The organism is Rhizobium aureum (genome assembly GCF_030182495.1).
GTDB classification, from domain to species: Bacteria; Pseudomonadota; Alphaproteobacteria; order Rhizobiales; family Rhizobiaceae; genus Rhizobium; species Rhizobium tropici_C.
The window spans coordinates 52,968-78,539 of sequence record NZ_JAQJCI010000008.1; the positions used below are offsets into that span (position 1 = coordinate 52,968).

General features: G+C 58.7%; 19 protein-coding genes. 13 read left to right on the forward strand and 6 right to left on the reverse strand.

The features are described from left to right. The first annotated feature begins 28 nt into the window (after window positions 1–28). Window positions 29–1,636, forward strand: coding sequence for a hypothetical protein (locus tag PH552_RS19420; protein ID WP_112344986.1), 1,608 nt, complete (start codon window positions 29–31; stop codon window positions 1,634–1,636). Window positions 1,637–1,663: 27 nt separating this feature from the next. Here the strand turns inward: PH552_RS19420 and PH552_RS19425 are convergent, their stop codons facing one another. Both PH552_RS19425 and PH552_RS19430 read right to left on the reverse strand, forming a co-directional pair. Beyond that, a complete protein-coding gene (locus PH552_RS19425; protein ID WP_113250401.1) occupies window positions 1,664–3,037 on the reverse strand; it encodes a sigma-54-dependent transcriptional regulator in 1,374 nt (457 codons plus the stop codon). Continuing rightward, window positions 3,034–4,911 carry a sensor histidine kinase gene (locus PH552_RS19430; protein ID WP_112345214.1) on the reverse strand — a complete coding sequence of 626 codons (1,878 nt, stop codon included), beginning with the start codon at window positions 4,909–4,911 and terminating at the stop codon, window positions 3,034–3,036. Before PH552_RS19430 ends, PH552_RS19425 begins: the two co-directional genes overlap by 4 nt. 218 nt (window positions 4,912–5,129) lie before the next feature. On the opposite strand from PH552_RS19430, the gene PH552_RS19435 reads away from it, so the two are divergent. The 9 genes from PH552_RS19435 to PH552_RS19475 all read left to right on the forward strand — a co-directional run bounded on the left by PH552_RS19435 (window position 5,130) and on the right by PH552_RS19475 (window position 15,992). Further along, window positions 5,130–6,458: a dicarboxylate/amino acid:cation symporter gene (locus PH552_RS19435; RefSeq protein WP_112344988.1), complete on the forward strand. Its 1,329-nt coding sequence runs from the start codon at window positions 5,130–5,132 to the stop codon at window positions 6,456–6,458. 293 nt (window positions 6,459–6,751) lie between these two features. Continuing rightward, entirely contained in the window at window positions 6,752–7,285 is a 534-nt protein-coding gene (locus PH552_RS19440; protein WP_113250400.1) for an NUDIX hydrolase, read from the forward strand. A 308-nt stretch (window positions 7,286–7,593) separates the two neighbouring features. Further along, the gene (locus PH552_RS19445) at window positions 7,594–7,839 is read left to right on the forward strand and encodes a helix-turn-helix domain-containing protein (protein ID WP_112344991.1); all 246 of its coding nucleotides are present in this window, start codon (window positions 7,594–7,596) and stop codon (window positions 7,837–7,839) included. Between the two features lie 711 nt (window positions 7,840–8,550). Next, the gene (locus tag PH552_RS19450) at window positions 8,551–8,877 is read left to right on the forward strand and encodes a DUF982 domain-containing protein (RefSeq protein ID WP_246698446.1); all 327 of its coding nucleotides are present in this window, start codon (window positions 8,551–8,553) and stop codon (window positions 8,875–8,877) included. 899 nt (window positions 8,878–9,776) lie between these two features. Continuing rightward, a complete protein-coding gene (locus tag PH552_RS19455) occupies window positions 9,777–10,472 on the forward strand; it encodes an outer membrane protein (RefSeq protein WP_112344993.1) in 696 nt (231 codons plus the stop codon). A gap of 53 nt (window positions 10,473–10,525) precedes the next feature. Then, window positions 10,526–11,716, forward strand: coding sequence for a Hint domain-containing protein (locus PH552_RS19460; protein WP_113250398.1), 1,191 nt, complete (start codon window positions 10,526–10,528; stop codon window positions 11,714–11,716). 163 nt (window positions 11,717–11,879) lie between these two features. Then, window positions 11,880–14,195 (forward strand): glycosyltransferase family 4 protein, encoded by a 2,316-nt coding sequence (locus tag PH552_RS19465; protein WP_112344995.1) that lies wholly within the window; start codon window positions 11,880–11,882, stop codon window positions 14,193–14,195. A gap of 7 nt (window positions 14,196–14,202) precedes the next feature. Further along, complete coding sequence (locus PH552_RS19470) at window positions 14,203–15,150, forward strand: hypothetical protein (RefSeq protein ID WP_245430474.1); 948 nt, start codon at window positions 14,203–14,205, stop codon at window positions 15,148–15,150. Continuing rightward, window positions 15,147–15,992 carry a tetratricopeptide repeat protein gene (locus PH552_RS19475; RefSeq protein WP_112344997.1) on the forward strand — a complete coding sequence of 282 codons (846 nt, stop codon included), beginning with the start codon at window positions 15,147–15,149 and terminating at the stop codon, window positions 15,990–15,992. Before PH552_RS19470 ends, PH552_RS19475 begins: the two co-directional genes overlap by 4 nt. A 43-nt stretch (window positions 15,993–16,035) precedes the next feature. On the opposite strand, the gene PH552_RS19480 is transcribed toward PH552_RS19475, so the two are convergent. After that, window positions 16,036–17,247 carry a KpsE/RkpR family capsule polysaccharide export protein gene (locus PH552_RS19480; protein ID WP_112344998.1) on the reverse strand — a complete coding sequence of 404 codons (1,212 nt, stop codon included), beginning with the start codon at window positions 17,245–17,247 and terminating at the stop codon, window positions 16,036–16,038. Window positions 17,248–17,411: 164 nt separating this feature from the next. On the opposite strand from PH552_RS19480, the gene PH552_RS19485 reads away from it, so the two are divergent. Next, a complete protein-coding gene (locus PH552_RS19485) occupies window positions 17,412–18,221 on the forward strand; it encodes an ABC transporter permease (RefSeq protein WP_112344999.1) in 810 nt (269 codons plus the stop codon). 129 nt (window positions 18,222–18,350) lie between these two features. Here PH552_RS19485 and PH552_RS19490 read toward each other — a convergent pair whose 3' ends face one another. The 3 genes from PH552_RS19490 to PH552_RS19500 all read right to left on the reverse strand — a co-directional run bounded on the left by PH552_RS19490 (window position 18,351) and on the right by PH552_RS19500 (window position 22,974). Then, window positions 18,351–19,403 carry an FkbM family methyltransferase gene (locus PH552_RS19490; protein WP_113250397.1) on the reverse strand — a complete coding sequence of 351 codons (1,053 nt, stop codon included), beginning with the start codon at window positions 19,401–19,403 and terminating at the stop codon, window positions 18,351–18,353. 86 nt (window positions 19,404–19,489) lie between these two features. After that, window positions 19,490–20,851: a glycosyltransferase family 4 protein gene (locus tag PH552_RS19495; RefSeq protein ID WP_112345001.1), complete on the reverse strand. Its 1,362-nt coding sequence runs from the start codon at window positions 20,849–20,851 to the stop codon at window positions 19,490–19,492. Then, window positions 20,851–22,974 (reverse strand): capsular polysaccharide biosynthesis protein, encoded by a 2,124-nt coding sequence (locus tag PH552_RS19500; RefSeq protein WP_169643210.1) that lies wholly within the window; start codon window positions 22,972–22,974, stop codon window positions 20,851–20,853. Before PH552_RS19500 ends, PH552_RS19495 begins: the two co-directional genes overlap by 1 nt. A 582-nt stretch (window positions 22,975–23,556) precedes the next feature. On the opposite strand from PH552_RS19500, the gene PH552_RS19505 reads away from it, so the two are divergent. Then, window positions 23,557–24,762: a KpsE/RkpR family capsule polysaccharide export protein gene (locus tag PH552_RS19505; RefSeq protein WP_285166247.1), complete on the forward strand. Its 1,206-nt coding sequence runs from the start codon at window positions 23,557–23,559 to the stop codon at window positions 24,760–24,762. Continuing rightward, complete coding sequence (locus PH552_RS19510; protein ID WP_210260432.1) at window positions 24,759–25,493, forward strand: ABC transporter ATP-binding protein; 735 nt, start codon at window positions 24,759–24,761, stop codon at window positions 25,491–25,493. Before PH552_RS19505 ends, PH552_RS19510 begins: the two co-directional genes overlap by 4 nt. Window positions 25,494–25,572: the final 79 nt, after the last annotated feature.

Genomic DNA, 25,572 nt, shown 5'->3' on the forward strand with positions numbered 1-25,572 from the left:
ACCGATGACGCAAAAGGAATGCTTCTCCATGCAGCAAGTTGCTGATGATAATGCCCTGGACAACAATGTCATCGCAGGCGCGTCGTCGCAGCAATCGAGCGAGAAAAGAGAGGCGCTTTTAAAGTGCCTGGTTTCTGGCGGTGACGAGCGACTGGATTGCGATATCGTCACCGGCCTCAATATGTATGGTTACGGCCCGGCACCTCGTCCGAGCGACCTTGCTTTCGGCTCTTCCACCGCATCGACCATCTCCGCCGCTGCCTTTGCCGAAGTCGAAAGCTACTACGCCGATCTGGTCCGCGAAATGGAAAACGGATCGGCCGCAACCATCTATGAGCGTGAAATTGGACGAGTACGTCAGGACCTCCTGCGGCTGCTCGGTCTCAATCAGGTCGCCGGACAGCCGCATGTCGACGTTATCCTCGCAACGTCGGGCACGGACATCCATCTCTTTGCTGCATCGCTTCTGGCGCGTGAGGATGATCGCGCCTTGATGACCATCACGCTGATGGGCAGCGAGACCGGCAGCGGCGTCATGACTGCCTCGGCCGGCCGCCACTTCATGGCCCGCGTCAGCAGCGACAGGGCTGTTGCCAAGGGCGAGGAACTGCGGCCCGGGGATGCGACGCGCAATGCGACCATCGCCGTCCGCACCAAGGATGGCTCCCTTCGTGCCGATAGCGAAGTCGAGGAAGAATTGCGTGGCCTGATCGAGCTCGGCCGCGCCGCAGGCTTGAGATGCCTGCTCGTCGTGACCGATGTGTCGAAAACCAGCCTTCTCGCGCCGAGCCTGGAAAGCGTGCTGCGCCTCAAGGCACGTTTCGGCGACGTGCTCGACATCATGATCGATGGCTGCCAGTTCCGCCTTTCGGCGGCAACGATTCGCGCCTACCTCGCGCATGGCTTCATGGTGGCCCTGACAGGATCGAAGTTCCTTGCCGGACCGATTTTCAGCGGCGCTCTTCTGTGCCCGCCGCAGATGTCGGAACGCTTTAAGCACCGCCCCCTGCCGGCGGCTCTGGCCGACTATTGCGGCAGGGCCGAATGGCCACAGGGTTGGGCGGCGCGTGAAATCTTGCCCGAACGCGCCAATTTCGGCCTGCTTCTGCGCTGGAAGGCGGCCTTGTTCGAGCTGCAATCCTTCGTCGTTCTTCCGGAGGAGCAGCTCACAGTCGTTCTCTCCGCCTTCGCCGAAGCCGTGACAGCCAGGCTTGCCAACGATCCTGCCTTTGCGTTGCTGGACAGCCGTGCCATTGATCGGCGCTGCCTGTGGAGCGTTCCATCGGTGCGCCGTTGGGATGAAATCCCTTCGATCTTTTCGTTCTACCTGCGCGACGCTGGCAATGCAGGTGTCTTGAACGCGGTAGAGACCGCGGCGGTCTACAAGGAACTGGTCATTGAGGAAGATGGGTTCGCGGCCGTGCATATCGGCCAGCCTGTAGGCTGCGCCGTTTTCGGCGAGATGCCGGCCAGCGCCCTTCGAATTTGCCTGAGCGCGCCCTTGGTCGTGCAGGCTGCCAAGAGCGCAGACGCACTTGCAGACGTTATCGATCAGGCCATGCTGGCGCTTGACCGGACGGCGCAGATTGCGGCACGGCATGCTTCCATGCCGGACTTGAGGCTTGCAAGCGCCTAGGTGTGGTCCCGACATCTCCTTGGTCCGTCAGCTTCTGCGGTCGTCACCGTCCAGGCCGGCGAAATCGCCCCTCACGATCCCGTGGCGCTGAAGCTTGTCATAGAAAGTCTTCCGCGGAATACCCAGCGCCTCTATCGTCTTCCTGACGTCGCCATTGTTTTGCTGCAGGCTCTCGCGGATGAGCTCTGCCTCATAGCGCTCGACGCGGACGGGCAATGAAAGCCCTGCCTCGACCGTCGGCGCGTCGCCGGATTTCGGCAGGACGCTCGCCTCCAATCCAAGCACGAAGCGTTCGGCAAAATGCGAGAGTTCGCGAACATTGCCCGGCCAATCGTGCTGCTGCAGATGGCGGCGCACGGTGGCCGTAACAGCCGGCACATCGCGCTTGAAGCGGCTGGCGGCACGTTCGGCGAAATAACCGAAAAGCAGGGGGATGTCGTCGCGCCGCTCCCGCAGCGGCGGGATCGAAAGCGTGACGACGTTGAGACGATAGTAAAGGTCTTCGCGAAAATCGCCGCGCTGGCCTGGATCGCTGAGATCGACCTTTGCTGCCGCCACGACGCGAAGATCGACGGGGCGGATTTCGTTCGTCCCGAGCGGCGTCACCTCGCGCATTTCCAGCACGCGCAGCATCTGCACCTGGATCGCCGGCGGCATGCTTTCGATTTCATCGAGAAACAATGTTCCCGCGCTCGAATGCTCGATGCGCCCGATGCGCTTCTTCTGCGCACCGGTGAAGGCGCCCGGTTCGTGGCCGAAGAGTTCGCTCTCTATCACTGTTTCGGGCAGGGCGCCGCAATTCAGCGCAACGAAATTGCCCTTGGCGCGGCGGCTCCAGCGATGCAGCAGGCTTGCCACGACTTCCTTGCCGCTACCCGTTTCTCCCGTCACCAGGACATCGACATCCGTATCGGCGATCTGCCGCAACGTGTGGCGCAGCCGCTCAATTGCCGGGGTCTGGCCGATCAGCGGCAGATCGCCCTGGGCCTGCTCCGCCGCCTGCCGCAGAGCGCGGTTCTCCAGAACGAGCCGCCGCTTCTCGGCCGCGCGCCGCACGCTCTGCACCAATCGATCCGTGGCGAAAGGCTTGGCGATGAAATCATAGGCGCCGTCCTGGATCGCCTGAACCGCCATCGGTATATCGCCATGGCCCGTCATCAGGATGACAGGCAGATCCGGGTCGAACCCTTTGATGCGGGCGAAGAGCTGCTGGCCATCCATCTGCGGCATGCGGATATCGGAGACGACGACACCGGCAAAGCCGGCATCCAGAGCGTTCAGCGCTTCGGTCGCAGCAGGGAAGGCGGAGACGATAAAGCCAGCAAGTTCAAGGGTCTGCTTTGTCGCCTTCAACAGATCCTTGTCATCATCGATGAGGAAGACGGGGGAGCTTTCGTTCATGCTGTGGCCTTGCACAAATGGATAGTGAAGCGGGTACCGATGCCGGTGCTCTCGACATCGATGCGGCCGCCATAATCGACGACGATATCCTTGGAGATGACGAGGCCGAGACCGAGGCCCTTTTCCTTGGATGTATTGAAAGGCGTGAACAGCTGATCGAGGATTGCGGCGGGAATGCCCGGCCCATTATCCGAGACGACGATCTCGACATCGTCTGACGTCTCACGTACCGAGACCTCGACCTTGGCCTGTTCCCGACCTTCCAGAGCTTCCAATGCATTCTGGAAAAGGTTGATCAGGACCTGCTCCAGTCGGATGCGCGTACCGACGACGAGGAGACCTGTCGGCGGCAGGTCGATTTTCAGGGCGTCGAGACGGCCGGCAAACCGGCTCCTCAGCAGGACGACGGCACCTTCGATCGCACTTCTGATGTCAACCGGCTCGGGCGCGGTTCTTCCCTTGCGGCCAAAGGCCTTCAGTTCTTCGGTGATCGTGCCGATGCGCTCGGTCAGCGCCGCGATCGCAGACAGATTGTCCTTGACCGGCTCCGTCTGCTGCCTGTCGAGGAAGATGTGCGCATTCTCTGCATAAGCACGGATCGTCGCGACGGGCTGGTTGATCTCGTGAGCGACGCCGGCGGCGACCTGACCGAGAATGGCGAGACGGTTGGCCTGCACGAGATCCTGCTGCACCCCCTGCAGCTTGGCCTCCGTCGCCCGGTGGTCGGCGATCTCCGCTTCCAGCCGATCGCGGGCACGGCTGAGATCCTCGGTACGCTCCAGGACGCGGCGCTCCAGCTCCTCGCGGGCGATCCTGCTGACGGCGATCTGCATGACGGAGACATGGCGCCGCCGCAACAGGAAGGCGGCGAAGGCAAGGATCGGCAGCAGGACGGTCAAAGTCAGGAAGCGCGTCTCGCGCATGGAAGAGGCAATGGCCTGATCGGTCGGGATGAGATAGCCGAGCTGCCAGGGCGTCGAAGGGATTGAGGTCGTCAGCCGCAAATATTCGGCGGCGCTGCTGCCGGGCAGGACGGCGCGAACGATGGTCGCATCCGGGCCGACGGCCTCCGGACGGCTGACCGGCAGCGGCGAGAGCGGAGCGGCGCCGAATTGCAAGCTTTTGCGAATGGCCGCCGCTTCTTCTCGGCCAAGTGACGTCGTCGTCATGAAGCGCCATGAAGGCAGGCTGGTGATGAGGATGACGCCGCGTTCGTCGGTCACATAAGCGGGACGGCCGCTCTCACTCCAATCGGCCTCCAACTGATCGAATTCCATTTTCACCACGACAACGCCCAGTGCCGAACCGGCATCGCCGACGCGGCGCGAAATATAGAGGCCGGGGCGGTTGCTGATCGTACCAAGCGCGTAGTGCTCGGCGGTTCCCGCCTCCATAGCCTTGCTGAAGTAGTCGCGGAAGGAATAGTCATTGCCAACGAAGCTCAAGGGCTCCCGCCAGTTGCTGGAGGCCATCGTGACGCCGTCCTTGCCGATCACGTAGAGGACCGAAGCGCTGGTGCCGGAAACGAGGTTCTCCAGTTTGCGGTCCAGAGCAACGATGTCGTCGATCCGCCGTCCCGCGAGCGCCTCACGCACTTGCTGATCATCCGCCAGCAAGAGCGGCAAGGCGCGGGGACGCTCGAGGACCGCCCGCAAAAGTGCGACCTTGAGATTGGCGTCCGTATGTGCCTGCCTCTGCAGTGCCTCGATCGCGGAGACACGGCCGTAGAAGCTTGCACCATAAAGGGCGACTCCAATGATAGCGGCGCACAGGAATGCGAAGGCGAGCCAAACGCGACGGGAGCGCCGGCTCAGTTGCTCTGGCGTCAAAAGTCGATCTGTGGCGGCGCGTTGTAGCATCGCCATATTGTGCATGTTTTCGCGCTGACCGCAATTCAACATGTGCGGATTGCCGCACATGTTTTAAGATATGCTCGCGCTCGAGAAATTTAAATCATATGAAATCAAATAGTTGATGCCATGTCCCTCAATTGGCATGCCCGTTGCAACGGCGAACGGAACAGTCGGAGGCTGTTGAATTCTAGTCGTCGCCCGGAGGGCCGAGAGATCGGTTGGGCTTAAAGGAGGATATCATGATTGCTCCCATCGCTGCCGCCGAAACGCGCGGCAAACTTCCCTTTTACCGGCATCTCTACGTGCAGGTTCTGACCGCCATTGCCGCCGGTATCCTGCTTGGCCATTATTATCCGCAGCTCGGCACATCGTTGCAGCCGCTCGGCGATGCCTTCATCAAACTGGTGCGCATGGTCATTGCGCCCGTCATCTTCCTGACGGTTACGACCGGCATCGCCGGCATGTCGGACTTGAAGAAGTTCGGCCGCGTCGTCGGCAAGTCGTTCATCTACTTCCTGACCTTCTCGACCCTGGCGCTGATCGTCGGTCTTATCGTTGCCAACGTCGTGCAGCCGGGCGCCGGCATGCACATCAATCCGGCGACGCTGGATACGAAGGCCGTCAACAACTATGCAGCACAAGCCCATGACGCGTCGGTTGTCGGCTTCCTGATGAACATCATCCCGGACACGATCGTCGGCGCTTTCGCCAAGGGCGATATTCTCCAGGTGCTGTTCTTCTCGGTGGTCTTCGGCATTGCGCTCGGCGCCGCCGGCGAACGTGGCCGCCCGGTGACTGACTTCCTGCAGGCACTGACCACCCCGATCTTCCGCATGGTCGCGCTTCTGATGAAGTTCGCGCCGATCGGCGCCTTCGGCGCCATGGCCTTCACCATCGGCAAGTACGGCATCGGCACCATCGCCAATCTGGCCTTCCTGATCGGTACCTTTTACGCCACGTCGCTGCTGTTCGTGCTCGTCGTGCTCGGCGCCGTCGCGCGCTATAACGGATTTTCGATCCTTGCGCTGATCCGCTATATCAAGGAAGAGCTGTTGCTGGTGCTTGGCACCTCATCGTCTGAAGCCGCACTGCCGGGCCTGATGAACAAGATGGAGCGTGCAGGCTGCAAGCGTTCCGTCGTCGGCCTTGTCATCCCGACGGGCTATTCCTTCAACCTCGACGGCACCAATATCTATATGACACTGGCGGCGCTGTTCATCGCCCAGGCAACCGATACGCCGCTGTCGCTCGGGGATCAGGTGCTGCTGCTGCTGGTGGCCATGCTGAGCTCCAAGGGGGCCGCCGGCATCACTGGTGCGGGCTTTATCACGCTTGCCGCCACGCTTGCGGTCGTGCCTTCGGTTCCGATCGCCGGCATGGCGCTGATCCTCGGGATCGACCGTTTCATGTCGGAATGCCGCGCCCTGACGAACTTCGTCGGCAATGCAGTTGCCACGATCGTCGTAGCCCGCTGGGAAAACGAGCTCGACCAGACCAAGTTTGCGGCCGCCATGGCGGGGCAATTGAGCGAGGAAATCGAGGTGCCTGCCTTGCAGGCGGCCGAGTAGGCTTCGCATCATCCTCCCAAGGATGGAACGGCCCCTTCGGGGGCCGTTTCAGCTCCGGCAGCCGGCCGGTCACAGTTTCGTGTATCGACCGCAACAAGCCGTGCAACTGTCCTCATCAACAGCAGGCTTCATAAAACTGTCACTGCAACGGCTCACAGCATCATACTGACAGTTGTGTAATTCGACGGAGCCGCAGGACAGGAGGCAGCGTGTCGGAGACGGATTTTATGAGCGCACACTTGCCGGTTTTGGGGCGGATTTGCCTCTATCGGCCTTGCCGCGGGTAGCTGCGCATGGCGTCTTCAATATCAGCGCAGCATAAGGCCTTGAGGCGTTCGGAGAGTTTCCTGTCAGAACTTGCTTCCCATGCGGATGCGCTGCTTCATGGCCGCGTCCACGAACAATATGCTGCGATCTGCTATAGGAAAGAAGTCGAATGCGACGATGCCGTGATGCTCGTCGTCACCAGCCGGGAAAGCGGGCGCTGGGTCATTCCGAAGGGTTGGCCGATCAAGGGCAAGAAACCCCATGAGGTCGCAGCCATCGAGGCTTATGAGGAGGCCGGCGTGCGCGGAAAAGTGAAGAAGAAGCCTTTCGGCTACTTCACCTATCTGAAGCAGCTTGCCGACGGCAATCGCGTTCCCTGCATCGTCGAGCTGCATCTGCTTGAGGTCGATCAGGTGCTGCAGGACTTCCCGGAGCGAGGCCAGCGCCGCGTCGAATGGGTTTCTTTCACCGAAGCGGCCAATCGCGTGCGCGAGCCGGAGCTCAAGGGTCTCCTGCTTGCGGCCGAACGGAAGATACGCAAGGCAAGAAGCAAAAAGTAGCCTTCGTGGCCATGGATGGTGCTGGCCCATCGGATTTCGTGGCTGTGAACGATCGCAAACTAGGTCTCCAGAAGCACTCGGCTATTTGTGACCGTAACGTGCAGCGGTATCACCTAATATTAAAATATGACATGAGCCGAGAGCCAGACGACGGGCAGCTATGCGCTTCCATGCTTGCCCTTGCCGCATTGATGCCTATATTGACCCAGCGTTCGGCCGTGTCTGTTTAGGTCGATATGCCTCATGGCTGCAATAGCTGCCTTCACCCGGCAACGAGCTGGCCGGCGGACTTTGGAAGGAGAAATTTCATGTCCATTACTCCGAATAATATCGATAGTTCAAAGGTTTCTACCGTTCCCCATGGGGAAATCGCAGCTGCCGTACGGCAGGCGCGTGAAGCCATCGGTTATACGGTTGACGATCTGTCTGAAACCTGTGGTCTCACCAGTGAGGAAATCATTGAAATCGAGGCTGGTGCAGAAGCGGATTCGGCGAAACTTCGCCGCATTGCCACCGCATTGCAGGTTCCGCCATCGACTTTTTTCGTCGTCTGAACAAGCGGCGCACTTCGGTGCGCCCCTTCATTTCTCTCGCGGAAAATCGCAGAACACCGGCCTCTAGCTCGCTTGCAATATGGCCGCGCACGACATAGCGCAGGGCGATGTTCATTTTCTCGTATTCCTTCCCACCTTCGTTCTGCGATCCGGATTGGCGTGAAAGCCTTTCCGGTCGAATTCGCAGATCCGCGAAGCGCATATGTTTTTTACCGGGCTCCGATGAAGGCGGTTGGCCGTGCGTGGTTAGTAGCCATCAGAACATGTCCGCTGCCATGTAGCTCTGAGAAATGTAGCTCGGGGACATGTAGCTTAGCTCACAAGGAAATCCGTTCATGGAGCCTTTAGGCGAAATTTCCATAATTATACACTATAAAGCAAGCAGGGAACGTTTCCATAGCTGATATTCACGGTTTTTGTTGTAGCGATACTGGTCAAACTCGTTTTGGGGCTCTACTTTGGTCACGTTAAATTGTTGATTTCTAATAGTAATACTTTTATCGATGCAACGTATCGCGGCATAGGCCTGTGATGGGCTGGGGTTGAGGACGCTAAATAGGGCAAGTTGGCATGGGGCGGAATGGTAAGAATTTTGGCGCCGGCCCTGATGTCGGCGGACGGTTTGTTCGTTCGAATCCCTCTAGAACTCCTGGCCCTGCGCCAAAGGCAGATGATATCGCTCGCGACATGACGTTGTTGAGCAAGCTGGTCATGAAAAGAAGATACGCAGGGATCGAACGAACTGCCGTTCAGGATCGGCAGGATTTCTCCGGCGAAAATTCCGGCAATCTCCGAAATCTTGCGTTCGAGCCGATCGAAATCAGCCTCGACGACGATGGCGAAGTTCAGATTGTCGATTCCGTCACGCGTGCGGTGGAGTGCCTGACGACACAATGGCCGGTGCGCTATGGAGAGGCATTCGAAGACGCGCTTCACATCTGCATAGACGGCATCGCGGGCAGGGCGTCGCCGCAGCAGGTTCGATCTGCATTCATCGCGGCCGCCAAGGCGGCTGGCATCCTCGTGAACTCTGAATGAAGAGCGGCCAGCCGTTTTTCAGCGATGCCGACTGCCCATTGGCCCGTCTTGGCGGTTCTCTTCAAAAGGCGGCCGAACGGGAATTGGCCATAGGGATACGAGGAGGTCCGGCCGATGCATGTTGCAGACGACCGAACCTCCCGACCATCGCAATTTGGCGGTTGCGATAGTTGCAAAGATGTCGCCTGCTACTGGCATATCGTCCATACGCGAAACGACGTGAGAAGTCTGATTGCGCCTGACTTTGGAAAGCCGACATTAGAGTGAGCAATAACCTAACCCTGGCTGCTTGTTTGTTTCGCAACGTCACAGCGGCCGGTCGATGGCGCATGATACGGCCTTATGTTCGCGCCAGGATTGCTCGAAGCGATCTTTGATCGATCCTCAGTGAAGATGACGAATAGGGTGGATGGCCGTTGGGGAGGCTCGACGTACCTTCAAGGGTCCGCCCCGTCGAGCCTCCCACTGCAGCGGATCGATGTCTGCAGTAGCAGCAAAAAGCTGCAGATCAGTCCGGCGTCTGTCCATATCGAAAGCGACAGCGCGTATCGGATTGCGTCACCACTAAGTGCTCACAAACAATCGGCTTTCTCTGATCGAGAAGGGGTGTTGCGAACTGCTGCATCCTGATTCCAGGATGCTGGAACGACGCGGTGTAAAATCGACCCCTTCCGTTGCGGTCTATGGCAACAAAGGAATCCATCGCGACTCACAAGTAAATATGAAGTCATACTTCAATACATATTACGACAATTCTGTACAAATTAAGTATGTATTCCGAAAATATATATTAGTGATGGCGTATTTACAGCTATAAACACGCCTATATTATGGCGTCGACGTGGACTTTCACCAGTTACATGTTGAATCTCGTGAATTCCTTCGAGGAGAATTTTCGAATGCGCAAGTTTTTGGGATCTACCGCTTTCCTTCTGACGATGGTTGCGGCAAGTGCGGGCTATGCGGCCGATCTTGCCGTCTCGACACCGCCAGAGGCTCCCGCCGAGACGGCACCGGTATTTTCATGGACAGGCTTCTATGTCGGTTTGAATGCGGGCGGTGGTTTTGGCGGCAATGACAATGTTGGTTTCCACTCGTTCGGGAGTTATCTCGGCAGGTTTGGCAAGATCGAGGGATCGGGTTTCCTCGGCGGTGGCCAGATCGGCTACAACTATCAGTTCGATCCCAACTGGGTGATCGGCCTCGAAGCCGATTTCCAGGGCGCTGACATCAGTGATTCCTTCAGAAGCGATATAGCGAGCGCCTCATCGAAGATCGACTGGTACGGCACAGTCCGTCCCCGCATCGGTTACTCATTTGACAATACCCTGATCTACGGCACCGGCGGTCTTGCCTACGGTCACATCAAGTACAAGGGCTCTTTAGCCGGCGTCGGCAGCTTCGACGACGACGCAACCAAGGCGGGCTGGACCGTTGGCGCAGGTGTCGAACACGCCTTCACCGACCACATCACGGCAAAACTCGAGTATCAGTATGTGGATTTCGGGAGCAAGAACATGGGCGGTGACGCGCTCTCTACCAAGGCCAGCCCCGACTTTCACGCCATCCGTGTCGGCTTGAACTATAAGTTCTGACACTCATTTTGCCTTGAAAGACAAAATGTTAGCCTAAGAGAGAGGACAATAGCATGGCTTTGATTGACGTAAATCTAATCAATGGCGGCACGACCACCATCAATAGCAGCAATGCCGGTAACTCGTCCGACACGCTCCAACTGAACCTAGTTTCCAACGGCACGGTCATAGTCGATGGCGTGGACGTCAATATCAGCAGTCTTGTTGGTACTGGCGCGCTTTCGAACACAACGATCGAAGCCATCAACGGTGCCAATGTGACGCTCAATGCCGGCCTTGCGAATATCGGAGCCGGTTCGACCTATACTTATGCGATCGGCGCTGGCTCCAGCATTAACGTCGAAGCCAGTGCGCTCAACGTCGGTTTGCTGAACGGCGTCACCGTGGACTTTGCCAATGCCAATGGCACCGGCTTGTTCTCATACGATCCCGGTCTCGTCAATTTGAACATTTCGACGCCACCGAATGTCACGAACGTTCAGAGCGGCGACAGGATCGAAATCGTGGGTTCAAACTCGGTCCAGCAGTCCGGCAATACCGTCACCTTTTACGGCGCGTTGGGTATCCTGAGCCCGCTCGGCTCCTATACGATCCCGGCGGGCGTCACTTATACCTACGACCCCAGCACAGATACGCTGACGTTTACGAGCTGCTTTCTGCGCGGCACACTCATCCGGACGCCGGAAGATAATATTCCGGTCGAGGATCTGCGGGTCGGCGATCTCGTCGTCACTCACAAGGGTGTGGCTGAGATCAAATGGGTCGGCCGTCGCCGGATTGATCCCAAGGCGATCGACAAGCCCCGCGACACGCTCCCGATCCGTATCCAGGCGGGCGCTATCGCGGAAAATATTCCCGCTCGCGATCTCTATGTCTCTCCCGATCATTGCATGTTCCTGGAAGAATCGCTGATCCCGGCCAAGTTCCTCATCAACGGCTCGACGATCACGCAGGAGGCGACGCTGGCCCCATTCGAATATTTCCATATCGAGTTGGAGCAGCATGCGATCGTCCTTGCCGAGGGAGCACAGACCGAAACCTATCTCGATCTTGGTGGGCGTCTTTCCTTCCTCGAGCCGGGCGTATTGCGGTTCGGCTCTCTTGCCGATGCGGCGACGCGGACCTGGAATGACTGGTGCTATCCTCCGGTCTATGCGGGCAAGGTGCTTGAACAGGCGCGCGCGTCTCTTGAAAAGCGGGCCGAGGAAATGGGCTATTTCGTCCGAGAAGCTCAGGCATCCTGACATACAGCCGAGCAGCAAGCTCCGGACGGCGACGGCTGCCCGGAGCTGAAGCAGGCGATAAGCGCAAGCCGGCATTCTCGTCATCCGTATCAGTGATGCGTCCACGAGTTTGCCCGTTTGCCATATCGCTCATTTGTTTGTCTCCAGTGCCTGGGAGTAATGGATGCACCATGACGATGCTGTTTCGCCCTATCCGCTCGACGCGGGGCGCATAGACGAACGGTCTTTGATCGAGAGATTTGCCGGCAAGACTGTTTTCTATGACGGCGTTTTCAAGGGCGACTACAGTCTGGCGATCGTCAATCGTCATCTCGCGCAGGCGCTCATAGATTTGGGCGTCAATCTGACCTGCCACACCGCCGAGGAAGACTGGCAGGGTGACGCAAACCTTTCAGCGGCCACGGACGTCATGCGCCGCATGCGCGATGACTATCCGTTCAAAGAGACCTTCGACATTCATTTGCGAAATACCTGGCCGCCGGCAACCCACGACATGGTCGGGCGGCAGAACGCCTATATCGCCTTTGCCTGGGAAGAGCTTGAATTCCCTCAATATCTGGTGGATCGCTTCAATCGCGATCTTAACCTCGTGACGGTAATCTCGAATTTCATTCACGACAGCTTCGAGCGATCCGGAATTACCATACCGGTTGAGGTAATTGGCACCGGCTGCGATCATTTGTCCGACACCATGAATGATGTTTCGCCGCCGCCGGAAAACGGACGTCGGCGCATCCTGCATGTCTCTTCCTGTTTTCCACGCAAAGGTGTCGATGTCCTGATCGAGGCATTCCTGAGCACTTTCCGCGCGGATGAACCGGTCGAACTGGTGATCAAGACGTTTCCGAACCCAAACAACGTACTGGCATCGATCCTTGCGGAAAAACGCAACAGACTTGCCGACGCGCCGCCCATCACCATCATCGAACAGCACTATGATGCCAGCCAGCTGAGCGCGCTTTATCGTTCCGCCGCGATGCTGGTAGCACCCAGCAGGGGAGAGGGTTTTGGCCTGCCTTTGGCCGAAGCCATGCTGCTCGACGTTCCAGTCGTGACCACGAACTATAGCGGCCAGCTCGATTTCTGCCGCCCCGATACGGCCTGGCTGGTCGATTGCCACATGTCCGCATCCCAGGCTCATGTAGCGGGCTCCCACAGCCTATGGGCAGAACCATCGGTGGAACACCTGGGCTCGCAGATGCGCGCGGTGCTTGATCGTCCCGCTGAAGCCACCAGCCGAGCGGAGAAAGCAAAGGCCCTTCTGAAGACACATTTCAGCTGGAGGTCAGTTGCCGTCCGCACGCTGGCTGCCCTTGCCAAACCCGCCCCTACCGCTGCCGAAGCGCGGCGTGACTGGACGATGGATCTCATTTCCTCCTGGCAGCAACAATGCGGCATCGCTACCTATTCTCAGCATCTGTACGCCACACCGGCCTTCGCGGGCAGGCTTGACCACGTCTTTGCACGGCGGATCATGGACGATGCCTTGCCGGAAACGCCTTCGAACATCGTCGATAACATTCCCCGCAGCATATCGAGGCTATGGGGCTATGACCTCGCTTCGCTCAAGCGCCTGGCGGGGCGATTGGAGCAGGGGCGAGGCGATGTCTTATGGATGCAGCATCATCCGGGACATTTTTCGACGGCGGACATGGAGCTGTTGATCCAGCCGATCTCCGCCACGGCTCATCGACTGCGCGTGCTGACCATGCACAGCGTAAAGGAGGCCTTGCGAGGCGGCACGCTCGACTGGACCCGCGCATTCGACATGGTCTTCGTGCATTCGGCGGAAGATGCGGCAGCGCTTTCGGCTTCAGGGCATTTGAACCCGATCGTCTTGCCGCATGGCGTTCTTTCTGAGCCGGAAGATGCGCCAGGACCAGACCTGTCGCGTTTTACGATCGGTTCCTTCGGGTTCCTGATGCCGCACAAGAACATCGACCGTCTCGTATTGGCCTTCGCGGAGGCATTGAACTACGAGCCTCGACTGCATCTGAAACTGTTCAACTGCATGGTTGCGAACGACGAATCCCGGGCAACGCGCGCCGTGATCGAAAACCTGATCGAGTATCTTGGAATATCCGAGAAGGTCACGGCGCGTTTCGATTTCATTCCGGAAGGAGAATTGCGTCGTGAATTGATGACGTGCGACCTGCTTTCGTTCCTGTATGGTCATTCGACCGAGACGGCGACCGGGGCGGCGCGCATCGCAATGAGCGTCAATCGCCCCCTGCTGTGCTCCCGCTCGCCGGTCCTGCGGGACCTGTGGCCGATCAGCCATGTCGTCAAAAACACCGAGATAGAGTGCATAGCGGAGGCATTGCTGAGCCTCGCGCAAAATCCCGCGTTGCTGTCGATGCTGGATCGCGATCGCAGCCAGGCAGCCCATTGGTATTCCTATCCGCGCACCGCCGCGCGGCATGTCACAGCCATCGAAAAGATGTTGGGGGGCAATATTGACCATCGCCGAGTTGCATAGACAGCCCTTGAGTATTCTGCCGAAAGACGTGTTCTCCCTGCCTGCGGAATCCTTCGTCGATGCCTGGGCAAAGGCATTGGATCTGACGGAATCTGACCTCACATCGGATGACCGTCTCTCGCTTGCAAATGCCATTCGCGGCGGTACCAATCGGCTGCGCATCGTCGACGCGTTGAAGGCTCGCCGCCCCATTCCGTCAGCGCTCAGCGGTCCCTCCCTGATGCAGGCACTTCGGAGGGAACCGGATCAGTTCGCCATGGTGGAGAACTTCGTGCGTTTTGCACGAGAGGACGACGCGGCCTTTCTACGCTATGCTTTCTCACGCATCTGCGGAAGGGATCCGACGTCCGCCGAGCGACTTGGACTGGAGTTCGATCTCCGGCGCGGCGTCGTCACCCGCGCCACCGTCGTGAAGCGGATCGTCGCCATTGCGCGTCGGGAAGGCCAGACGGCCTACTGGGATACGTTGCTGCCCGATAGCGACAGCGAGCCGCGGGATGTCGGCGATTCCTCCCGTGCGAGCATTACCCCCTCCGGATTTCTGGTCGATTCAGAGGGGCAGGCGACGATCATCTTCGTACGGGAGGTCGACAATGCCGGCTGGATGATCGGCTCCGACCTCCTGCGGCAGCCGCCGCAGATCAACGACAGCAACTGGAGCGTCCAGCCGGGCTGGCTGCTGACAGGCCCCAAACGTAGTTTCAAGGAAGGCGACTGGCTGCTGGATCTTGAGCTTATCCAACCGAAGGAGGCCAAGCTCGATATCGAGGTCGTCGCCAATTCCGGTCTCGATTTTCTGCAGGCCATGACGCTGGTCGGCTCGTTCTCGGGAAGCGTATGCGTGACTATCAAGAGAGAGCATCGTTTCATAGAATTGCGTATCCGCATTCATGAGCGGCCACCCGAAGACTGCTGGCTGCGCCCGCGAAACATCTCGATGCGGCATGTGTCATGAGAAGGGAGCTGCGATTTGCATCGACGCTTTTGCGTGTCGGACAGACCAGAGCCGGCACAGCCGATGCCCGTACACCTGTCAATGCCCTTGCGGAGGCCGACGCAGCGCGCGACCGTCGTGATTGGGCGACTGCAGCCTTTTACTATCAGCAGGCAGTGGAGCAGTATCCCGCGCGGATTTCGTTGTTCGTGCAGCTTGGCCATGCTCACAAGGAGAATGGCGATTTCGAGGCGGCGCTGGAGGCATACCGGCGCTTCCTGAAGGAGGAGCCGGACGATATCGATATCCATCTGCAGCTTGGCCACCTCTACAATCGAATGCATGAGCCTGAGGCCGCGCTGCAATGGTACGAACGTGCCCATGAGCTCGCACCGGACGACGCTGAAATAACCGGCCATCTCGAAACGGCGCGTTTACGGCTTTCGCGTGTCGATATCGAGCGCAAGCGTCAGAATGCCATGGAATTGGTTCAGTCGAGACGCTGGGGGCAAGCGCAGGCGAAATTGCGCGACCTGGTGATTACGGACGGAGAAATCGACCTGATTGCCGTCTATGCGAACGTGACTAAGGAGGCCGGCGATTTCGACGAGGCATTGAAGCTTTATGAGGTCTATCGCGAATATGCGCAAAATCTCGATGCAGCGGCGGTCATCGATGTCGAGATCCAGACCGGACATCTCTATAAGGCCATGCGGGATATGGAGGCGGCCCTGCGATATTACATCCGCGCACGCGATGCGGAGTTCAGCCTCTATGGCCATATTACCGCGGACTCGACCGCCGGGCAGGAGATCCGCGCCTGCATGTCGGAAATCTATACCTGCTTCTGGCACGCCGATTGATAACGGGTTGCCATTGCCGGCCGATACTGCACTAAAGCCTGGATCAACCACTTTCGTGATCCCTGACGGCGGTCAGCATGAGCCAGCCCAGAAGGTAGGCGAGGCTCAATGACAGGAAAACCACGGCGATGTTCTTGAGCGCATAAGGCATCTCCGCCTCGTCAGGCAGGTGCGATGGTACGACGATCTCAAGATAAAGCTGCTGCCGGCGGGCATCGGCCCTGGCTGCTTCCAGCGAATCAAGGGCGGCGACGAGCGCCTTGTTGGCGAATTCGCGCATCAGGACAAGACTTTCATAATCGGCAATCCTGGGCGCAACGGATTTGTCCGATCCGACCATCTTGGCGCGCTCGTTTTCGATCTGTTGTTCCAGCGCCGCGATCTGGCTGGTCAGGAAGGGGATAGCGTTGCTGTCGGGCGCGGTCTTGCGCGTCTCGGCAAGGCGAGCGCGCGTGTTGGCCAGCTCGGCAGTCAGGTTGGTGATGAGGTCGACCATCGACAGGGAACTGGCATTGGGATCGATCATCAGTTCCTTGTTTCTGAAATTCGTAATGTTTTTCTGCGCATCTATGACCCGCTGCTGCGCTTCCTGTACCTCATTGTCGGCAAAGCGAACCGCATCGCCGCGGGCTCTGTCGTTCAAACGGTCGAGCAGTTTGCCGCCGAGCGAAAGCAACGCGATATTCAGATCTACGGCATCCTGCGCGTGGAAGGCTGTCGTGCGCAACACGGTGATGCCTGTCGTATCGTTGTGGATGACCGAGACGCGATTCGAGTAATAGTTATAGAGCTCCTCCTCGCTGCTGTTCTCCCAAGGCCGCGGAAAGCGTGTCAGCCAATCCGCCTGCCGGCTGCCGAAAATGGTGCGCACGGGAAGCTGCTCGGTGAGCTCCTTCAGTGCCTGGCGCGAGCGGATATATTCCTGCACGGAGAAAGTGTCGTCTTGTGAGCGGGTTATGCCGCTATTCTGCAGCAGCGAACCGAAGACGTTCGATGATGGCGGAGCCGCCATACGAACGACGAAAGAGGCTTCGGATACGTAGATCGGCGCGGCCATGAAGGCATAATAGGCGCTCACGACGAGGGTAGGACCGACGACCGCGAGCATGTAGACGCGCAGGCGCGTTGAGCGCCTGAGGTGCTTTCCCGTTTTTGCCGGCCCGATGATCGATCGCTTAATCATCTCGCGGAAAGGCAACCGAGGCTGCCGTGCATCGACCTTCTTGCTTTGCGTTTCGGAATTTATCAGAGCCATGGTTGCGTTCCCACTGATGACTGCCTGCCGTTATCTGTCGGCGCCTGTGCACCGGGGGCGGTAATTGTCCAGGCCCGACGCAATGAAGATTGAGCAAGCGGCCTTCGCCGGTATCGTTGTTCCACCATCCGACGGAGATGGGATGGCGAACAGGAGGCCTCCGCATGCATCACGTATCGACGAACGCTCGCGGCCGTTCGCAGTTTATAACCGGCTTGAAGATCCAGGCGCGCGTGCTCGGCGCACTCATCATGCGTGAAATGCTCATCCGCTATGGGCGGGAAAACATTGGTTTCCTCTGGCTTGCGCTGGAGCCGATGATTCTGACTGCCGGCGTCATGGTCATGTGGACCTTGATGCGTCACGAAGCACATGGATTGACGATCGCGGCCTTCGTCCTGAGCGGCTACATGCCGTTGACGCTCTGGCGCCACATAAGCGGCCATGCCGTCTCGTGTCTGCGTCAGAATCTGCCCTTGATGTATCATCGTCAGATCCGTCTCGCCGACGCGCTGATCGCGCGCGGGCTTCTGGAGGTGGCGGGTACGACGGCGGCGCTCATCATCGTCTACACGGTCGCTCGTCTCGCGAATATCATACCGCCTTATCAGGACCTCGGCCCGCTTCTGGCGGGCTGGCTGTTCATGGCATGGTTCTCTTTCGCCGTAGGGCTGATTTTTGCCGCCGGCTCCGAGCGCTTCGAGTTCGTGGAGAAATTTGTTTCGCCGTTCCAGTATCTCACACTCCCGATCGGCGGCATGTTCTTCATGGTGGCCTGGCTGCCGAGCGGCCCGCAGAAACTGGCCCTCTACGTTCCCACCGTCCACTGCTTCGAACTTTTCCGAGCCGGCTTCTTCGGTGATACCGTGCAGACTTTCTACGATATCGGCTACATCACGAAATGCTGCCTCTTCACCACGGCCGTCGGGCTTTTCCTGGTGAATATGGCCCGCAATCACATCAAGTTCGAATGACATGACGGCGGCCCGATCCGGGGGTGCAGTACTGCGGCCGAAATCGACGGCAAATGTTGTCGGTCTCCATGTAAAGTCGCGATGCGCGGGCATTTCAGGTCGAAGTCGCAAGATCAATTGCCGCTGTTTTCAGAGTGCGATCTCCTGCTGCCGATGCTTTTGGGACTTGGATGAGGCTAGCGCCAATCCGAGGCGCTGAAGGCGCTCGCCGACCCTTTCTGCGCGATCTTCATGAACTGCAAGAATGTTCGCGACCGTGCCGATCTGGAAACTCCGATCGAGCTCGTCCGACGTCTCGATCCTGGTCAGCTGATTTTGTGAGCTGGTCCAGATGCCGTAACCGAATTCGGCAAGCTGACGGTGAATTGCGCCGGGCGTCGTTTTCGAGAGAACGGCGAGCACGTCGCGATTGATCTCCATAAGCAGCGAGGGTCTATGCGCCGATATGGTTTCACGCGCGCCCTTCAGGAACAGGCCTTCCGCCCCCTCAATGTCGACTTTCATGACATCAGGCCGCAGACTGCCGATCACATGATCCAATGTCTCGACCTTCGCCATGCGGCCGGCTTTGGTATCGGCCGTATTCATGACCAGCCGCGTCGCGCCGGCATTAACCGTATCCTCGGCATCACTCAGCTGTAGCTCTCCCGGTGCATCGGCAAGGGCGAGCTGGCGGACGCTCAGGCGATTTTCAAAGCCATTCTCCAGGATCGATCGGTTGAACAGACCCCAAAGTCTGGGGAGGGGTTCGAAGGCAAGGATCGTCCCTTTGAAAGTCGGATGGGCCGCGACGGAAAGCGAGTAATATCCGACATTACCGCCGACATCGATGAATTGTCCGGTTTCGGGCAGAATGGCTTTGACAAGTTCGATGTCGAATTTCTCATATTCTCCACTCATGATTCCGAAGGAAATATGGTACTGGCGCAAATCGAGATACAGCTTAAAATCGTATTGCGTTTCAAAGAGAACGCAAATCGACTTCGGTACGAAATTGTCGAACAGCAATTCGCTATAGCGTTGGTGGAACTCGTTGGAACTGAGAAAGCGTCGGCGATGCTCGTCCAGCGGAATGTCCGTCAGCTGCAGCAGGTTCTGCCCGATGGCATTGCGCTCGTCGTCGTTTATCGGACGGCCGAGGATGAATTTGTAGCAGTTCTCGATGTCGTAAAAACTTGTCACGTCGCTGCTCCCCCGTCGTTCTGACGATTTGAACTTATTCTGCTGTTGATTTTCACTTGCATTCCCGTGCGTCATTCCCCGTCCGATCATTGTAGAATTGCCGATGGTGATATCGTTTCGACGCGCCGCGGCGCTCGTTGGGCCGCATAGCGCCGGGCGGAAAGATCGGCCTCGATCAGTGCCTCCAAGTCATCGAAATGTGTGTCCCATCCGCCTGGCCGCCCCGGTCTGGTTCGGTGCCGGGGCGAGGCGGCGATCATGTCGAGCGCGGCTTTCCAGCTCAGCCCGTCAAGAGGGTCGAGGAAAATTGCCGGATGTCCGCCTGCAGCCTCGCGATGCGCGCTGATGTTGGATGCGACGACGGGCGTGCCGAGAGCGATCGCTTCGGCGATCGGCATGCCATAACCCTCGGTAAACGAGGGGGCGAGGAGAGCGGCGGCGCCGGCGACCAGCCGCGCCAAGGCGGCATCCTCCAACCCCGGTACTTCGATAACGAGCCCGGGCAAGGCAGGGCACCGTTCGAGCATTGCCAGAATATGGCTGTTTTCCCATCCCCTCTTGCCTACGATCACCAGACGAGGTGCCCTAGGGCCGTCCCGTTCTGCCAGATACTGCCATAGACGCAGCAGCAGAATGTGATTCTTGCGCGGTTCGATGGTGCCGATCGTCACGAAATAGGGAATTTGCGTGCGAGCCATGTCATCGGGGGGAGACAAAAAGCATTGCTCCACCCCCGGGGGCAGCACGGCGATGGAGGGGAGCGCGCTGTTGCACTCCTGGGCGAAGGTGCGTAACGCCCGTGCCGTCACCTGGGAATTGCACAGCACAAGGGAGGCGTGCTTCAGCACCGTCGCCATCCTTCGACGATGACGCTCCGGCTCTTCCGGTCGGACGAACTCGGGATGCGAAAGTGGGATGAGATCATGGACGTAAAAAACGCCGTTCCGCCCGGTTTGCTCGAGCCAGGAAAAAGCCGATGTTCGCTCCAGCCGACTATGGGAGACGTGGACGAAGGATGCGTTGCCGGGCAGCGTCCGCCCCTGGGCAAAATGATTGGCGACGACATGCGCGATCTTGCGCAGCTTCCGGGTGTGAGCTTCGCCGGGCTTAGCCTCGGTCGCCTGCCATTGGATCTTGCCGTCGATGGCAGCGAAAATGCGATCGAGAAGAGCAGCCTGAGAGGTTGATACTTCGCTCGCCGCCCAGCGGCGGGCAAGCGTGGAGACGAGCTTGTCCGCTCGCTCGGTGGCAACGGATACCGCGCCGTGATGCCCCGTTTCGACAAACCAGGATGCTTGCGGTGCCCCCAAAGCATTGGTCATAGCGGCACGCTTGCGGCGCTCGTTCAGCCAGTGCGCATAGTGAAGCTCGTAGCGATCTATGCCTGTGGGGGTCGGGCAATGCGCCCGCTCCATCAGCCGCGAAATATCCATAACGATCGGCTTCATCACGATTTTCTCGCCTCAAGCATGTGGATGACTTGCGCAAGCCAGCGCCGTTTTGATGGGTTGGGAGCCGCCCCCAGGCGGGCGCGATAGAGCTCGGCGACCACATCTTCCGCTTCGCAGGGAAGATCGGTGATATTCGACCAGTATCGCGGGTAGAGGATGAGCGCGCCGGCAACGAGAGCGTCGAGGCTCAACAGCCGCTTGCGCCGGAGCGATACGACGGTGTCATGGGTTAGACCCCAGCCGGCATAGAAGGGCAGGCCATGGCACCATACCGGCTTTTCGCGCAGCAAAGCCTCGAAGCCGATCAACGATGTCGCGACATGAACTTCGTCGACCGCCTGCAGGAGATCGTCGAAACCGACATTGCCGATGACAAGATCGGCAGCATTCATCGATGGGGATGAAGGCGGGTGACGGCCTTCATTCCTGGCCAGGAGATCGGGATGCTGCTTGTAGATAATGAACGCGTTCGGCCTTGCGCGCCGGGCGGCCTTTAGCAGGTCGACGTCGGACGCATGGCTTGGCATACCGAAGCGCAGGGAGGCGTCGTTCGGAACCTGCCCGGCAACCAGAACGATCGTCCGTCCCTTGGCCTTTGCACGATAGTCCGGCGCGGCCTGCGGCGGCAGGTTGTATTTGGTGATGCCCATCGAGACGATCGCCTGCCGAAGGCGCTTTGCCCGATCGAGGAGCGCCTCATCGAAATTCGTCCCGTTCAGGATCGTTTCGAGCTGGCTCGGGGCAGAGGCATTGAAGTAGATGCCTTGCCTGTCGAAGCAGAGAGAGGATGGAGGAACGAGCGAGCTGCCGAGGCCGGAAGAGCGGATGAAGCCGTCTTCAACCCGAATGATCGGCAATCTCTTGCCACCTTTCCATAGAAGGCTTTCTTCCGGCGGATCGGCATTCCCCCACAGGACGATCGTGTCTGCATTCTGGATCTGCATGGCCGTCGGATCGGTGGCGAACCGCACCTCGGATCTGGGGCTGCTCAGATAACGACGCATTACCGAGCGTTTGTGAAGCGAGAAGTTGACGCAAAGATAGCGCCCCGAAAGGGAGCGGGCATGGTGGCGCCATTCGAGCAGCCGCTCGACGGCCTGCTCGGCCGTGATCGGATGACGCGAGACCGGATCGACATAACGGGAATATTGAAGGAATGCCGCGTCGGCAAATTCGTCGATGTTGACATGCCGTGTCCGCCGGGCGCGCGCTGCAATTGCTGCAGCGCCTTCGGCGCGATCGTCGGTCAGTCCCCAGCCGGCATAGAAAGGCATGCCGAAGGTCACGACGGGTATTTCGCGCAGCAATGCCTCGAGGCCTAGATGGCTCGACACGGTCCAGACCTCATCGACCAGATCCAGTATCGAATGCAGGGAGACGGCCTTGTCGACGAACTGCACTCCGCCTGTGTGGATATAGGGTTGAAGAAAACCTTTGGCACGGCCCGCCACGACATCGGCATGGCACTTGATGATGATGTCAGCATTTCTGTCCGCACGCGCTGCGGCCCACATCCTTGCGAAGGCACCGGCATCGGCGCCGGCGCTTTCGATGGATCGATCTCCGATGGCCTGGTCGATGAGCAGCAGACGCCTGCGGTGGTTTCGGCGAAGGAGTACGGCACCCTCCGGCAGATGGTTGTCCTGGCAAAGCCGCTCGCGGACGATCCGTTGCCGCAGATCGCTCGCACGACCAATATCTTTATGCCGCGGCCCTGCCTGGAGCAGAGTTTCCAGCCGTGACGGCTGGTGGGCGGAGAAATGAATTCCGAGATCGTCGGTGACGATGGAAACCGGCGGTGCCGTGCTTGCGCCAGGCGATTGCAGAAAGCCGCCGGAGACGGTCCAGAAGGGCAGACGGTGAATGCGCGCATAAAGGCGCGCCATCCGGGCGAGCGGCCCATCCCCCCAACCCACGACGCCATCCGCGGCTGCGCCCGCCATCAGCTCGATCGGTCTGAGAGAGGCGGAAATCGCCGGACCGATCAGGGGAAAACGCCGCCGGGTCGCCAGGAAGGCGAGCAGCTGTGCGTTCGCCACAGGCAGCCAGGACGGCCGTTCACCTGTATCTGTTGTCGAGACCCGCATGTCCTGGGAGAAAATCGTCGAATCCAAATGCATAGATCCCCCAATGCAAGCTAGAGGCGGTCACGGCCGCCCGGGCGAAGCGACCTGCAATGCCGGACTGCGGCCGATTGCCTGAACGGGATCGGTTCGAGAGAGATGGGAAGCGCCAATTGCAGGATGGCAGTCCGATATCTCATGGCTGCGCGTTGCAGCCACGGGCGCTCGCGACGATTCGGCCCGGCACGATTGCTGACAGGGTTCAAGATGCCTCCAAGCTTTCCCATTCCGAATTCCTTGAGCCAGCAATGAGGGAGAAATGGCGAATTGAATGGCAGTTATCACCGCCGCAATTTCGCCCCGCCATACGGATCGCGCCGCCAAAGTATTAATTGCGACAGAAGGCAAATTATTCTTGAGATCATACGTTAAATATCAAATAGACCGAGAATTATATTTGACTTTCAAAGGATATATGTGAATCTCTTGCGAAACTAAATGCCGTCACGAGCGTCATGCGCCTCGGCGGGGTGGCGATTGGGAGAGGCGGAATGGGAAGTCTGCCGCGATGCGCGCGGAGCTTCGGCAAGATGACTATTGAATGGTTGCGGCCATTCTCCGAGAGATTGATGGTCCCAGATGAGCCGTATCGAGAATAACCAGGATTTTGTCGATTTCGTCACATTGGTAACGGCGCGCTCGTCCGGCATCACCACCGGCCGGCCTGTCTCCAGGCCGATTTCAATTGTGAGATGGATCAGATCCCAGCTGCTGCTGTTACTGATCGTCGTCATTCCAGGCCTGCTCGGCGGCGTCTATTATGCCTTCATATCTGCCGATCAATATGTTTCCGAGACGCAGTTCGTCGTTCGCAGCCCGAACAGGAATGCGGCAGGCCTGCTGAGCGGCTTCCTCCAGAGCACCGGCTTCGTTCGTGCTCAGGACGACAGCTATATCGTCACCGAATTCATCAAGTCCCGTGCGGCCGTTGACGCGCTCGTCGAAAAGGACGGCCTGAAGGAGATTTTCTCCAGACCCGAGGCGGACTTTCTCAACCGCTATCCTCTGCCGTGGCGCGAGGCGAACAGCGAGGAGCTGTTTCAGCATTATCTCCGGTTCATAAACGTCCATACCGACAGTGGTAGCGGCGTGACGACGCTGGATGTGAGGGCATTTCAGGCCGATGATGCCTATCGTCTGGCGAACGCCCTGGTTCAGCACGCCGAAGAGCTCATCAATCGCCTGAATGATCGCGCCCGGCAGGACGCGATCCGTTATGCGCAGGTCGAGGTGAATGACAGTCAGGTGAGGCTGTCCGACATGCAGAAGAGACTGACGAACTTCCGCAATCGCGAGGCTCTTGTCGATCCGGGCAAGCAGTCGTCCGCGGCGCTCGACATGATTGCCCGGCTCTCGGACGATCTGGCCGACAGCAAGACACGCCTTGCCGCGCTTGACGAGCAAGCCCCGCGGAGCCCGCAGAATGACGCGCTAAGGGCACGAGTGGCGGCGATGGAGCGGCAGATCAGCGACGAACGGGCACGTATCGTCGGCAGCGACGGTTCGATGGCGCCGCGTATCGCTCAATACGAACAGCTGCTGCTGGAGCGGGAAATGGCCGCGAAAATGCTGACCTCGGCGACCGCTTCTCTGGAGAACGCGAAAATCGATGCGCAACGGCAGCAACTCTATCTCGAACGAATTGCCGATCCGAACTTGCCGGACCATGCGCTCTATCCGAAGCGCCTCCAGTCATTCCTCCTGCTGCTTGCGATCTGCTTCGCCATATTCTGGATCGTGCGCTTCTTCGTCATCCAGGTCTATGAGCATGCGGCTCAGCAATGACTAGTCTTCCTTCCAGTCTCGCGCGATTCGCACCGTCGGAAGTCGCGGCCCAGAGGGTCGAGGCGCCTTGGCACGAAGATGGCATTGTCGGCGTATTCGATCTCGTCAAGGAATATGAAGTGAATGGGCGTATGCGCCGCGTGCTTGACGGCGTGACCTTCAAGATTGGCCGCGGCGAGAAGATCGCCGTTCTCGGTCATAACGGCGCGGGAAAATCGACGCTCGTCCGGATGATCGCCGGCATAGAGGAGCCGACGTCCGGAAAGGTCGTGCGCAATATGTCGATGTCATGGCCGATAGCGCTGAGCGGCGGCTTCGGCGGTTCGATGACCGGTTTTGACTGCATGCGCTTCCTCTCACGGATCTACGACAAGCCATTCGACGAAATTCGCGATCTGGTGGAGGATTTCAGCGAGCTTGGTCGCTATTTGCGCATGCCCATCAGGACATACTCGTCCGGCATGCGTGCGCGATTGGCTTTCGGCATGTCGCTTGCGATCGATTTCGACTGTTATCTCATCGATGAGGTGCTTGCTGTTGGCGACAAACGTTTCCAGCTGCGCTCCTTCGAAGAACTTTTTGTCAAACGGAAGGATCGTTCAATGATCATCGTGGGACATAACCTCAATGTGATCGGCGATTTGTGCAAGTCGGCACTCGTCCTGAAAAATGGCCGCGGCCGCGTCTTCGATGACATAGAAACGGCGTTTCGAATCTACTCTACATTGTAGATCTTCCGCTTTGATTGTATTTTTCGAGCGTCGATGGCAAACATCACGCGCAGATTTTGCAAAATGAGACAGTATCGGA

What these genes read in the sequence shown, in the direction of transcription:
- PH552_RS19430 (WP_112345214.1), bottom strand. Translation starts at nt 4,911, where the DNA reads ATGCACAATATGGCGATGCTACAACGCGCCGCCACAGATCGACTTTTG.
- PH552_RS19510 (WP_210260432.1), top strand. Translation starts at nt 24,759, where the DNA reads ATGACTAGTCTTCCTTCCAGTCTCGCGCGATTCGCACCGTCGGAAGTC.
- PH552_RS19425 (WP_113250401.1), bottom strand. Translation starts at nt 3,037, where the DNA reads ATGAACGAAAGCTCCCCCGTCTTCCTCATCGATGATGACAAGGATCTG.
- PH552_RS19495 (WP_112345001.1), bottom strand. Translation starts at nt 20,851, where the DNA reads ATGAAGCCGATCGTTATGGATATTTCGCGGCTGATGGAGCGGGCGCAT.
- PH552_RS19505 (WP_285166247.1), top strand. Translation starts at nt 23,557, where the DNA reads ATGAGCCGTATCGAGAATAACCAGGATTTTGTCGATTTCGTCACATTG.
- PH552_RS19460 (WP_113250398.1), top strand. Translation starts at nt 10,526, where the DNA reads ATGGCTTTGATTGACGTAAATCTAATCAATGGCGGCACGACCACCATC.
- PH552_RS19500 (WP_169643210.1), bottom strand. Translation starts at nt 22,974, where the DNA reads ATGCATTTGGATTCGACGATTTTCTCCCAGGACATGCGGGTCTCGACA.
- PH552_RS19435 (WP_112344988.1), top strand. Translation starts at nt 5,130, where the DNA reads ATGATTGCTCCCATCGCTGCCGCCGAAACGCGCGGCAAACTTCCCTTT.
- PH552_RS19455 (WP_112344993.1), top strand. Translation starts at nt 9,777, where the DNA reads ATGCGCAAGTTTTTGGGATCTACCGCTTTCCTTCTGACGATGGTTGCG.
- PH552_RS19485 (WP_112344999.1), top strand. Translation starts at nt 17,412, where the DNA reads ATGCATCACGTATCGACGAACGCTCGCGGCCGTTCGCAGTTTATAACC.
- PH552_RS19420 (WP_112344986.1), top strand. Translation starts at nt 29, where the DNA reads ATGCAGCAAGTTGCTGATGATAATGCCCTGGACAACAATGTCATCGCA.
- PH552_RS19445 (WP_112344991.1), top strand. Translation starts at nt 7,594, where the DNA reads ATGTCCATTACTCCGAATAATATCGATAGTTCAAAGGTTTCTACCGTT.
- PH552_RS19465 (WP_112344995.1), top strand. Translation starts at nt 11,880, where the DNA reads ATGCACCATGACGATGCTGTTTCGCCCTATCCGCTCGACGCGGGGCGC.
- PH552_RS19480 (WP_112344998.1), bottom strand. Translation starts at nt 17,247, where the DNA reads ATGGCTCTGATAAATTCCGAAACGCAAAGCAAGAAGGTCGATGCACGG.
- PH552_RS19475 (WP_112344997.1), top strand. Translation starts at nt 15,147, where the DNA reads ATGAGAAGGGAGCTGCGATTTGCATCGACGCTTTTGCGTGTCGGACAG.
- PH552_RS19440 (WP_113250400.1), top strand. Translation starts at nt 6,752, where the DNA reads ATGGCGTCTTCAATATCAGCGCAGCATAAGGCCTTGAGGCGTTCGGAG.
- PH552_RS19450 (WP_246698446.1), top strand. Translation starts at nt 8,551, where the DNA reads ATGAAAAGAAGATACGCAGGGATCGAACGAACTGCCGTTCAGGATCGG.